This window comes from Vibrio sp. qd031 (assembly GCF_002100145.1).
Lineage (GTDB): Bacteria > Pseudomonadota > Gammaproteobacteria > Enterobacterales > Vibrionaceae > Vibrio.
This window is the reverse complement of sequence record NZ_JXQD01000025.1, coordinates 209,417-221,617: the sequence shown is the minus strand read 5'-3', so window position 1 is coordinate 221,617 and position 12,201 is coordinate 209,417. Positions and strand designations below refer to the sequence as shown.

9 protein-coding genes are annotated in these 12,201 nt (G+C 45.5%); 1 reads left to right on the top strand and 8 read right to left on the bottom strand.

Annotation, left to right across the window (positions count from 1 at the left end; translation table 11 throughout):
- Nucleotides 1-286 precede the first annotated feature (286 nt).
- The 6 genes from ugpC to ST37_RS12970 all read right to left on the bottom strand — a co-directional run bounded on the left by ugpC (nt 287) and on the right by ST37_RS12970 (nt 6,810).
- On the bottom strand, nt 287-1,402 hold the full coding sequence (gene ugpC, locus ST37_RS12995) for a sn-glycerol-3-phosphate ABC transporter ATP-binding protein UgpC (RefSeq protein ID WP_084887047.1): 1,116 nt from the start codon (nt 1,400-1,402) through the stop codon (nt 287-289).
- Nucleotides 1,403-1,406: 4 nt separating this feature from the next.
- Nucleotides 1,407-2,264: a carbohydrate ABC transporter permease gene (locus ST37_RS12990; RefSeq protein WP_084887045.1), complete on the bottom strand. Its 858-nt coding sequence runs from the start codon at nt 2,262-2,264 to the stop codon at nt 1,407-1,409.
- On the bottom strand, nt 2,264-3,178 hold the full coding sequence (locus ST37_RS12985) for a sugar ABC transporter permease (protein ID WP_084887043.1): 915 nt from the start codon (nt 3,176-3,178) through the stop codon (nt 2,264-2,266). Before ST37_RS12985 ends, ST37_RS12990 begins: the two co-directional genes overlap by 1 nt.
- 113 nt (nt 3,179-3,291) lie before the next feature.
- Nucleotides 3,292-4,542, bottom strand: a complete 1,251-nt coding sequence (locus tag ST37_RS12980) for an ABC transporter substrate-binding protein (protein ID WP_084887041.1) — start codon at nt 4,540-4,542, stop codon at nt 3,292-3,294.
- 106 nt (nt 4,543-4,648) lie between these two features.
- Nucleotides 4,649-6,076 (bottom strand): ATP-binding protein, encoded by a 1,428-nt coding sequence (locus ST37_RS12975; RefSeq protein ID WP_084887039.1) that lies wholly within the window; start codon nt 6,074-6,076, stop codon nt 4,649-4,651.
- A gap of 8 nt (nt 6,077-6,084) precedes the next feature.
- Entirely contained in the window at nt 6,085-6,810 is a 726-nt protein-coding gene (locus ST37_RS12970; protein ID WP_242426301.1) for a response regulator transcription factor, read from the bottom strand.
- Nucleotides 6,811-7,019: 209 nt separating this feature from the next.
- On the opposite strand from ST37_RS12970, the gene ST37_RS12965 reads away from it, so the two are divergent.
- A complete protein-coding gene (locus tag ST37_RS12965) occupies nt 7,020-8,387 on the top strand; it encodes a diguanylate cyclase (protein ID WP_084887035.1) in 1,368 nt (455 codons plus the stop codon).
- Between the two features lie 14 nt (nt 8,388-8,401).
- Here ST37_RS12965 and ST37_RS12960 read toward each other — a convergent pair whose 3' ends face one another.
- Both ST37_RS12960 and gltX read right to left on the bottom strand, forming a co-directional pair.
- Entirely contained in the window at nt 8,402-10,414 is a 2,013-nt protein-coding gene (locus ST37_RS12960) for a GGDEF domain-containing protein (protein WP_084887033.1), read from the bottom strand.
- A 161-nt stretch (nt 10,415-10,575) separates the two neighbouring features.
- Nucleotides 10,576-12,003 carry a glutamate--tRNA ligase gene (gene gltX / locus ST37_RS12955; RefSeq protein WP_084887030.1) on the bottom strand — a complete coding sequence of 476 codons (1,428 nt, stop codon included), beginning with the start codon at nt 12,001-12,003 and terminating at the stop codon, nt 10,576-10,578.
- Nucleotides 12,004-12,201: the final 198 nt, after the last annotated feature.

Sequence of the window (12,201 nt, the reverse complement as noted above, 5' to 3'; positions counted from 1 at the left end):
TGTATCGGTAAAAGCTCTGTTAGGCATACCCACATAGGGCCTACTTGAGCGAAAACGGATACTACAAGACTCTCACAAAAGTTAAATCAGGGAAATGTCAATTAATTAACCTTTCAGTGTGTTTTTCGTTCAAGTTGAGGGTTTTTAGCACAATATAATTTTTAATATCAATGCACTAACGAAGTAGAAATGGTGCAAATTTATTTTTGTCAAAACGTGAAGAAGCAAGGGTTAATCCCTTGCTTCTATGTCACAGACCCAGTTTGGCTCTAGGTTTTGTGGTGTTCTAGACGTTACCTAGTTGTATGCGCTTCTCTGACTGCCCATCAAATAACACCACTTTTTGCAAATCAATACTCAAGGTGACGCTTTCACCCACTTTCACTTTGCTATCCGGTGACAATCGACACGCCACTTCCTGATTTAAAAAGCGCACCATGGCAATGGTGTCAGGCCCTGTGGGCTCTAACACCTCAATCAATCCCGTCACTTTAGTGTCTTGATGATTCATATCGCTGCCTTCAGAGAGATGTTCAGGTCGAATCCCCATAACCACCTCTTTTCCTTGCCATAATTCCATACCAGCAGGCAGCGGCAACATCGATCTTGCACCATCATCCCCAACCAGCGCTAACAGCGATTTCCCCTCCTGAACCTCAACAATACCTCTAACAAAATTCATCGACGGCGACCCCATAAATCCGGCCACAAACAAATTACTCGGGGTATTGTAAATATCTGCTGGAGTACCCAGTTGCTGCAGCTCTCCATCACGCATTACTGCAATGCGATCGGCCAGTGTCATCGCTTCTATTTGATCATGAGTAACGTAGACGATTGTTGTACCAAGTTGCTGATGTAGGCGCTTAATTTGATGACGCATATCAACACGCAATTTCGCATCTAAGTTGGATAATGGCTCATCAAACAGGTACAGCTTAGGTCGACGCGCCAACGCACGGCCCATTGCAACGCGCTGCCTTTGCCCCCCAGACAACTGCGACGGTTTACGATCCAGCAATTGCTCGATTTGAAGCATTTCGGCAACGCGCTGAACTTCTAAATCAATCTCTGGTTTAGGCATTTTTTTCATTTCCAAACCAAATGCGATGTTGCCTCTAACTGTCATGTTTGGGTACAGCGCGTAAGATTGGAAAACCATAGCAATATCGCGATCTTTAGGAGCAACTTGCTCCACATTTCGTCCGTCAATTTTGATTTCACCACCGGTAATGCTTTCCAGCCCGGCAATAGTATTCATTAAGGTGGATTTACCACATCCAGAAGGCCCGACTAGGATAAGAAATTCTCCTGAGTCGATTTCTATGTCGATCCCTTTTAAGGTTTCGATGTCAGCCTTAGGATAGGTTTTGCGAATAGATTTTAGTTGTAGAGTTGCCATGTCATTATCCTTTGACTGAGCCCGCGGTAAGACCGCGTACAAAATATTTGCCTGCTAGTACATAAACCAACAGCGTTGGAAGTGCGGCGATGATCGCTGCCGCCATGTCGACGTTGTATTCTTTCACCCCAGTAGAGGTATTCACCAGATTGTTCAATGCCACCGTGATTGGCTGCGTTTCAGAACCTGAGTACACCACTCCGAACAAAAAGTCGTTCCATATGGAGGTAAATTGCCATATCACCGTCACCATGATAATCGGGGTTGATATGGGCATCAGAATGCGGACGAACATGGTAAAGAAGCCCGCACCATCAAGCTTTGCTGCCTTAATCAATTCATCCGGTACTGCAATATAAAAGTTTCGGAAAAACAGAGTCGTAAAGGCCATACCGTAGACAACGTGTACAAAAACTAATCCAGCGGTAGTATTAGCAAGGCCGAGTTTACCAAGCAGCGCAGCCATTGGCAGCAATACCACTTGAAACGGGATAAAGCAGCCAAACAACAGCAAGCTAAAAAACAGATCGCTGCCTCTAAAACGCCACTTAGAAATCACATAACCGTTAAATGCGCCTAACAAGGTAGACAGAGCTACGGCAGGAACTGCCATCTGAAAAGAGTTCCAAAAATAGCCTTTCACACCGTCACATTTCACGCCAGTACATGCGCTAGACCAAGCTTTGGACCAAGCATCCCACACCCACTCTTGAGGAAGGCTCATCAAGTTACCGGCTTTAATGTCCGGTAAAGTCTTAAACGCCGTTGTGACCATCACAAACAGTGGCATTAGGTAAAATAGACAAAACAGTATTAATAAGCTGTATATCGCAAAGCGATGAAACGACATTGAACGTCCCATTATCGTCTCTCCCTAAGCTCTGAGTATAAGTAAGGTACAAGAATCGCCAGTACCCCCATTAGCATCATCATGGCACTGGCAGCACCAAGACCAATCTGACCTCGGGTAAAGGAGTGTGCGTACATAAATAGTGCTGGTAAATCCGATGAATACCCTGGTCCACCCGCAGTCATTGCGGTGACCAAGTCAAAACTCTTGATCGCTATATGCGAGGTGACGATAACCGCACTGAAGAAGACCGGTCGCAAACAAGGTAGCAAAATACGTCGGTACACGGTGGGTAGCGATGCACCATCGATGCGTGCTGCTTGAACAATGGATTCATCGATTCCACGCAGCCCCGCCAAAAAAAGCGCCATAACAAACCCAGACGATTGCCACACTGCAGCAATAACCAAGGTGTATACCACCATATCTGAGTTGACTAACCAGTCGAACTTGAATGACGTCCAGCCCCAATCCTGCATCATTTTTTCAAGGCCTAAGCCTGGGTTTAAGATCCACTTCCAAGCTGTACCTGTGACAATGAACGACAATGCCATTGGGTAGAGATAAATCGTGCGAATTGCGCCTTCATTACGAATTTTTTGATCCAACAAAATGGCTAAAAATACACCGAGACCAATGGCCACCAGCATAAACATCAGTCCAAAAATGCCTAAGTTTGTGATCGATGTAATCCAACGATCGTTCTCCATCAACTTTTGGTATTGTGTTAGACCCACTAAATCGTAGCTAGGTAAAAAACGCGAGTTAGTAACCGAAAGAAGCCCAGTCCAAAAGATGAATCCATAAATACATACTACTGTTAGCACCATACTCGGGGCTAACACCAGTTTAGGTAACACAGATTGTAATCTATCCATAATAGAGGGGCGTTGTTTCGAACTCGTCATAGGAACCACCGTATCCATATCAAGTCCTTGGGAAAGGTAAGGTAATGAGCTATCTCACCACTGCAATGGTGGTGAGATAGGCGTTTACATGTCGGGCGTTACGTGCCCATATTGAAAGGGTTTGATGCCAACTACATGGCCGCTTTAACAGCTTTAGCCAGTTTTGAGGCGGCTTCTTTAGGGTCGGCTGAAGAGTCGTTAAAGAAGTTAGTCACTACATCGTAGATAGCCCCTTGTGCATAACTGGTGGTCGACATGCCGTGAGCCATACTCGGGACAAGATCACCTGTTGTCGCAGACTCTTTAAAGGTAGCCATCGAATCCAGTGCACACTGGTCAAACTTACTCATATCCATATCCAAGCGAACTGGAATTGAGCCTTTATTAAGGTTAAAGACTTCTTGGAAATCTTTATCTAGGATAGTTGCTGCGAGTGCTTTTTGAGCCATTTGACTCTCTTTATCGTCAAGCTCGAAAAACGCAAAGCTGTCTACGTTATGGGTAAACTGCCCTGCTGTGCCTGGCGCTGGTACACACACATAATCTTTGCCTGGCATTTTTCCTGCTGCAGTAAATTCACCTTTCGCCCAGTCACCCATGATCTGCATCGCAGCTTCACCGTTGATTACCATAGACGTAGCGACGTTCCAGTCGCGACCTGGAGAATTGGAGTCGATGTAGCCATGAACTTTTTGGAACTTAGCGAAGACTTCCACCATTTTTTCGCCGCCTAACACATCCATGTCTAGGTCAACAAAGGCTTTCACATAATCTTCTGAGCCTAAAACATCTAATGCAATTGCTTCAAATACTGTTGCGTCTTGCCACGCTTGGCCACCATGCGCAAGTGGGATGAAGCCTGCTGCTTTGATTTTTTCTGCTGCAACAAAAAACTCATCTAAAGTTGTAGGAACTTGAGCGCCTGATTTTTCGAACACTTCTGGGTTTGCCCACAGCCAGTTTACACGGTGAACGTTGACAGGAACGGCCACATACTCGCCGTTAAACTTCATAATGTCCGTAACCATAGATGGCACGTTATCGTCCCATTTTTCTTTCGCTGCCACGTCATCTAGGGTGGTTAGGAAGCCAAGCCCACCCCATTCTTGAATGTCGTGACCTTTAATTTGAGCTGCCGAAGGAGGATTGCCAGATACTGCGCGCGTTTTGAGAACCGTCATCGCACTTTCGCCGCCGCCACCAGCAACCGCGAAATCTTTCCAAGAGTGACCTTGTTCTTCTAGCATACCTTTCAGTGCTGCAACCGATTTGGCTTCGCCACCCGAAGTCCACCAGTGCAATACTTCAACTTCGCCAGCGAAGGCAGGAGCTACCGTGGCAGCCATAACAGATAGTGTAAGTAGGGTTTGTTTCAGTTTCATTTTATTATTCTTCCATGTAGTTGTGGTTGGATTTCCAACACAATCAGTCTACGTGGTTTTATTCAATGTCACCGATACAAAGTGTAACCGCAATGTAACATGAGCGTTACATTTCGAGCGGCAGTAAAATCCACACGTTCAGACCGCCACAACGTCGGTTTTTCAGGAGTAACTCTCCACCATGCCCGTGTATAATATTCTGCGCGATGCCCAACCCAAGACCGTGGCCATCATCGTCATTTGCAATCCTGACATAAGGTTGGAACACACGCTTTACTTGCTTCTCAGCGATACCCGGGCCATCATCCTGCAATAAAATGAATAAGGTGCCGAACAAATTGGTGTGTCGAACAGTGACCCTAAAACCATACTTCACACCATTATCAATCAAATTTGTCAACGCACGTTTCAGTGCTAATGGCCGAGCGTAGAGTGCAGGCCATTCATCTTTAGGCAACACGACTTTCACCCCTTGATGGTTATGCACTTCTGCAACACTTTTTATCAGTCTTCCTATATGTACAGGTTCAACATTTTCATGCAAATCCGTCTCTTTGACGCACTGAAGGGCGCCTTTCACCATTAATTCCAGCTCATCAAGATCTTGAGTAAATTTCATCCGCTTTTCATCGCTAACCAGTAGCTCGGTGCGCAGACGTAAGCGGGTAATAGGTGTTTTTAAATCATGGGAGATAGCACTAAACAAGGTTTCTCTATCACGTATATAAGCTTGTATTCTCTGTTGCATGCGATTGAATGCTCTGGTGGCAATCAATACTTCAGTTACACCTTCCTCTTTAAGGGGCGGTTGCGAGCTGTCAAAACTCAAAGAGCGCGCTCGGCCTGCCAAACGTTTAAGAGGTTTAACTTGTCGCCTAAGCATTAAAAATGTGGTCAACAGAACGATCAACGTGGCAATACTGGTGACTTGCAATTGCTCCCACGGCATCAAGTTTCGCCCAAGCATAGTGTAGGGAGACGGCAGCAATGCCGCGATATATATCCATTGCCCCTTTGCAATTCGCAGCTGAACAACCATAATTGGTGAATCAACCAATGGAACCGTCAATGTATGATGCGCCCAAGATTTAGGCAAATCATCAAGATAGATATCGTCTTTTAAAATTTTGAGATCTTTTGCCAGCGCAAAGTTGACCACAATATCCTGCACTTGAGGTAGCGCTTTATTGACCTCACTTTTTACTGAGCTAATGGCAATCTCGGTGTACTCGGTGGCCGGCAAATACTGCATAGACAGTTCTTTTTGGTTGAACGACACAAAGTGCCGGGTTCCTCCCATATTTCGGATCTGATCCAGCACAATATGACGGTATTCAATGGGGAGAGAATCAAAGAATTGCACCGTCGAGGCGAACATATTCGCCATATTAGTCGCGGTCGCTTCAATTCCTGTAAGCGCTTGTTTTCTCTCATTTACGTACCAAATACTGGTGGTGATTGCCTGCGCAAAGATGATCGCAAACAGAGTAAGAGTGATGGTACGTGATACCAAAGTCCGTGGAATCAGAATCATGTCAGTCCTTACGAGTGTTGTGCATCGACAGACGCTGTAAAGAGATAACCGTTGCCACGAATTGTCTTAATGTATACCGGTGTCTCTTCACTTGACCCTAAGCGCTGCCTCAACCGACTCAGTTGCACATCTAATCCCCGCTCAAAAGGTAAACTTTCACGTCCTTTGGTCTGTCTTGTTATGGTGTCTTTATCGAGCACTTGGTTAGGATGCTGAAGAAAAAGCAACAATAAAGCAAAATCACTGCCCGACAAATCGACCATCGTTTGATCGACTTGGTGGATCAAACGATGCGACAAGGTTTCTAACTTCCAATCGCCAAAATAGTAAAAGCTTGGCGGCCCCTCATGCCCTGCGTCGCGGGAAGCTTTGGTTCGCCTGAGCAATGCTTTGACTCTTGCCATCAACTGGCGAGGATTAAACGGTTTGGCCACATAATCATCCGCACCAAGCTCAAGGCCGACTATCTGATCCATCTCGTCCGAAACGGCTGTCAGCATAATAATGGGGACGTTAGATCGAGCCCGTAATTTACGGCACAACTCAAAGCCATCATCACCCGGAAGCATAACATCCAAAAGAACTAAGTCCGGCTCAGAATGCGAAGCCCAGTACGCCTCCAATGCGTCACCGTCTTCCGCCACATCTAAGTGATAACCGGCTTGCTCAAAATACTCTTTGAGTAACACGCCAATTTCTTGGTCATCATCGACCACCAAAATCCTATTCGTCACCCACTGCCTCTCGATAAATTCTGTTGGTGTACTACCGTTGGGACTATGTTGAACTAATGTTAAGCGATGTGTAACTGCGGTGGTCACACTAAAAGAAATTGTTCTCGATCTTAATGACATTTCTCAAGCTGTGTCACGTAGGTGCGAAAGCACACCACACTACTTTGGTCTAGACTTCAAGATTGAACACAGATGTAGGGGCTCGATATTTGAACGACACGGTCACTTACTTCCGTTGGTTTATGCGCATGATGTTAATTTTGTTAATCGTTGTCGCTGTGATAATTATAGAACAGATGCAATATGCCGCGTATCAATCCAACAAACAGGACAAACTGAATGCGGCAACCATTACGTTGCAATCCGTCAGTGCTCGCTTTGAAACTCTTATAACCAACGAAATTCTTCGCGCCTCTCGACTCACCAACTACATCGTGGTTGCACAAAATACGTCACAACAGCATTGGCAAACGCTCGCTGAGTCAATGTTGAGGGATTCGCAAATACTAAGAACCGTGATCATCGCCCCTCACGATAGAGTTGCAACTGTCTACCCAATGGCAAACAGCCAACAATACGTTGGTATGCGGTTGCCGTTTTCGCCCAGCCACTGGCCTGGTGTTTTAACAGCACAAGTCAATCAAGCTCCGGTGCTCAATGGGCCGATGAGAACCAACATGAGTTCAGAGGTACTTATACTGCGTTTACCTGTCTATCTCGATCCCCCAGAAAACGACCTTTATTGGGGAGGGTTAAGTTTGGAGTTAGACTGGAGTGCTCTGCTAGAGCAAGCTGGAGTGCTAGCACTGACCGATGAATATCAGATTGCCATCTACTCTGACGATTACGGTATTGACCAGAAAAACCCCGTCTATGGCGAGTTAATCGATCACAGCGACGCGAGCCAAGAGATCTACTTTCCATTGAATCAGTGGCGGATTGAAAGTCGGAAAAATCAAACCAACCTGCATTGGGATATATGGAACAGTTACGCCAAAATTCGCTTAATTGGCTACGCAATTTTGGCGCTGTTGTGTATAGCCTTCATTATGATCTATCGCCTTTACAAAACCGCAAATCGTCAGTCACTGCAAGATGACCTTACACAATTACCCAATCGACGCTACCTGATGTATACGCTCAATCAACTTGCCGATCACGCGACACGAACCAACAGTGTGTTTACCGTGCTCAATATCGACTTAAACAAGTTTAAGGCCATTAACGACAGCTACGGTCACAGCGCCGGTGACAAAGTCTTACTTGCGGCAGCCAACCGACTCAAGTCGGGGCTACGAGGCACCGACGTCGTCGCGAGAGTAGGTGGCGATGAGTTTATCGCTCTTATACCTAGGGTGGGGCTTGAGTCGGATGTAGACATCATTATTAACAATCTAAAAGACCGCTTAGAAACAGAGCCTATTCATCTTGACGAGAACGTAAAATCAGAAAAACAGGTGACTATCAGCTGCAGCTTTGGGTATGCCATTTTTAACAAAGACAGTAAGGACATTGATGTATTGTTGAGAAAAGCCGATGAGAAGATGTACCAAGTAAAACATCAAGACCCACAATAACCCATCATTCGTTATTACGCGACTTTTGTCTGCAGGCCATGAACGATAACACACTGGTCGTCACTTTCTTTCTTTGCGGTATACATAGCGCGATCCGTCATCCGCAGGATATTTTCGAACGACCAATTCACGTGTTCATGAATATAAAGTCCCACGGAGACATCGATTTCAAGCGGTTTTGCCCCTTCAATCTCTACTCTGAACTTTTTAAGGGAGGTAATCAGTTCTACCAAGGGTTCTTTCGGTATCCGACAAACCACGACAAACTCATCACCACCAATGCGAAATGCTCGCCCTGGCAGCTGCATTTTCAGATGCCTTGAGTATTGTTGCAGTACTCGATCACCAAAATGGTGGCCATAGGTATCGTTGAGCTGCTTAAATTTGTTGACATCTAGGTAGCACAACGACTGTTTTGCCTTTAGCCCGCGGCCATAAAGTAGGTACATGGCACGACGATTGTAAAGACCGGTTAAAGTATCGGTTAGCGAGAGTCTAAACATGTACCACGCTGTCAATGCCGCTAGCACCAGGGCAAACCATAAAACCATTTGGAACTTGCTGGCGTACTCTTTTTCTCGAGCGAGCGTTTCTCTCCAGTCTGGGGTTAAATCGTAAAGCGCGTTGATCTGCTCAGTATCAATTAACCTAAACGCCATTGAAAACAAATGCGCCAGTTGCTCACCGTATGGATTTTTTTGGAATCCCATCGCGATTTCAGACACATGAAACGGTTCGATATTCAGCTCTTCTTCAATCCCAAGCTTATCGTCTTCCACTAGCCATTGATTTAGCTTGCTGCGATCTAGAGCGATGTAATCTATCTCCTGACGCAGTAGTGCTTTTAGTAATTCGTCCTGATTTTCATACTGATAGAGTTGCTTTTGCGGCAGCAACTCATTCATCAGCTCTTCAAAGAAGTCATTTTTCACAACGCCAATGCGTTCGATTAATAACTCAGATACATTGCCATAAACCTGATGTTTATATCCGCTGCGCTTAGCTAAAACAGCAACTGGGAAGTAATGAGGGCTGGTAAAATGGACAAATTCTTTACGCGAATCAGAAATCGTCAGAGGTGCAATTGCATCCACTTCCCCTTGCTTGAAAGCCGTGTAAATATCGTCCCAACTGTCGCCTGCCTGACTCACTATGTCGCACTCAACCCCAATCAAATCACAGGCATGCAAAACCGTATCAGCACTGATCCCTTCAATATTCCCGTTATCCAAATAGCGTGCAAATGGATATAGGTTCTCTATCACAATGCTTATCGGTGCAGAGTGACTCTCGGAAAGATCTTGAGACTGTTTTTGTAAGGCCTTTTGTCTAATTTCAAATTGATACGCTAGGATATTTTCTCGAAGCTTTCTTTGCACATCTGGCTGATGGATCACTTTAACCATAGCATCGAGCAACTCTTGGTGCTGGCCTTTAGGAGCAACAATAGAGACAGGCTTGATCGGCAATTGATCGTTAAGAAGTTGTGCCTCATACCCTTCTTCGAGCATCGGCTTTAAGTTATGAATCGCATCTATCATCGCGTCAACAAGAGACATAGACAACCACAACTGCCCTTGTTCTACGCCATCAAATTCTGCTACCCAAACATGTGGATAGCGCTCTTTGATGAGCTCAACAAAAATAGTATTTTTGGGAGCGGCCACTTTGGTGGCTTTATCCCAGTTAAACTCGGATTGGTACTGGGTGAACAGGTAGGTATATTCGATATTCGTCGGACTGGAAAAATTGTAATCTGCTGCTCGAGATTCGGTAAAGGTGATGTTTGCAGCAAAATCGCTTTCGCCACTTGCGACCCCTTTCAACAAAGCGTCAAAATTGGGGTACTCTAAATAGACGATGTCTAAGCCTAGTTGCTCAGACACTTCGTCGAAGAGTGTTTTGGTAATTACATCATCAGATTCTGTTGCAACGACGTATCTTCCTTCAATCGCAGCAAACGTCACTGGAGCACAGACAAGCAGTATCCATACTGCCAGTTGTCGTACCCAACCTAGCTTATTCATTATTATTCCTATACCATCCGCCGTTTAACCATACGACATGTTGAATCAATATTCAATCAGACAGGGTTCGCGATGTGAATAGGACAAAATTATTAGTTTGATAAGTACAAAAAAGCCCGTTCAAACTATGAACGGGCTCGATAGTGATTTTAGTTAAAGGATTAGGCGTTCGCTTCGCGCTGAGCGATGAATTCTAGCGCCAACTTAATACGTTGCACACAACGCTCCTTTCCGATGAGCTCCATTACTGCATCAACTGACGGCGATTGACCACCACCTGTGACTGCAACGCGAAGAGGCATACCAATCTTGCCCATTCCTATCTCTAGCTCTTCACAGACCGCGGCGATAACCTGTTGCTTGATTTCGTCCGTAGACCAATCTGATAGAGCTTCAACTTTAGCTAATGCCAGCTCTAGCGGGCCTTTTGCCACACCACGAAGATGCTTTTTCGCTGCCGCGGCGTCAAACTCTGAGAAATCCTCATAGAAATAACGAGACTGCTGAGCCAATTCAACCAAGGTGTTACAACGCTCACCTACGAGTGAAATGACAGCTTCAATGGCTGGACCATTGTCTGTGTTAATGCCTTGGTCATCTAAGTGCCACTGAAGGTGCTCAGCGACGTACGCTGGATCAGAGGTTTTGATGTAGTGGTTGTTTAGCCACAACAGTTTGTCGGTATTGAATGCAGACGCTGACTTACTAATCGCATCCAACGAGAACAATTCAATCATCTCTTGTTGAGAGAAGATCTCTTGATCACCATGAGACCACCCCAAACGAACCAAGTAGTTGTTCAGTGCGTTTGGCAAATAACCTTGATCGCGATATTGCATCACTGATACAGCACCATGTCGTTTTGACAGTTTAGCGCCGTCATCACCTAAGATCATTGCACAGTGTGCAAACGTAGGAACTGGTGCACCTAACGCTTCGTAAATGTTAATTTGACGCGGGGTATTATTGATATGGTCTTCACCACGTACCACGTGAGTGATACCCATATCCCAATCATCAACGACAACACAGAAGTTATAAGTAGGAGATCCATCTGTACGACGAATAATCAGGTCGTCTAACTGTTCGTTTCCAATCTCTATGCGGCCACGAATCTGGTCTTCAAAAACGACGCTGCCACTTTTAGGGTTGCGGAAACGAATCACGCAAGGATCGCCGTCTTTTGCCGCCTCGTTGACCGCTTTGATTTTAGGGTGATCAGCATCGTAGCGAGGCATCTCTTTCGCTGCTTCTTGCTCAGCGCGGATCTCATCTAGTAACTCTTTTGATGCGTAGCATTTATACGCTTTGTCATCGGCAAGTAACTGATCAACCATCTCGTTGTAACGATCGAAGCGCTTAGTCTGGTAGTAAGGGCCTTCGTCCCACTCCATACCCATCCAGCTCATGCCTTCTAAAATTGCGTCCACAGCTTCTTGCGTTGAACGCTCAATGTCTGTGTCTTCAATACGCAACACAAATTCCCCACCATTTTTCTTAGCGAAAAGCCAAGAGTATAGTGCTGTACGTGCACCACCAACGTGTAAATAGCCAGTTGGACTTGGAGCAAAACGTGTTTTTACCGTCATGAGTTAACCTTAGTTATGGGCCGGATGGCCGAAATCAATCAATTTGCGCGACATTTTAGCAAGATATAAGAGGGAGGCAAGTTGAGAGTGATGGAAGAGAGGTTCGAGGTTCGAGGTTCGAGGTTCGAGGTTCGAGGTTCGAGGTTCGAGTACAAGTTATTTCACCTCTCCAACTTGAACTCAAGTTTTAGAATCCAA

Excerpts from the sequence above, each read along its gene's own strand:
- ugpC (WP_084887047.1), bottom strand. The coding sequence starts at position 1,402 with ATGGCAACTCTACAACTAAAATCTATTCGCAAAACCTATCCTAAGGCT.
- ST37_RS12990 (WP_084887045.1), bottom strand. The coding sequence starts at position 2,264 with ATGGGACGTTCAATGTCGTTTCATCGCTTTGCGATATACAGCTTATTA.
- ST37_RS12985 (WP_084887043.1), bottom strand. The coding sequence starts at position 3,178 with ATGGATACGGTGGTTCCTATGACGAGTTCGAAACAACGCCCCTCTATT.
- ST37_RS12980 (WP_084887041.1), bottom strand. The coding sequence starts at position 4,542 with ATGAAACTGAAACAAACCCTACTTACACTATCTGTTATGGCTGCCACG.
- ST37_RS12975 (WP_084887039.1), bottom strand. The coding sequence starts at position 6,076 with ATGATTCTGATTCCACGGACTTTGGTATCACGTACCATCACTCTTACT.
- ST37_RS12960 (WP_084887033.1), bottom strand. The coding sequence starts at position 10,414 with ATGAATAAGCTAGGTTGGGTACGACAACTGGCAGTATGGATACTGCTT.
- gltX (WP_084887030.1), bottom strand. The coding sequence starts at position 12,003 with ATGACGGTAAAAACACGTTTTGCTCCAAGTCCAACTGGCTATTTACAC.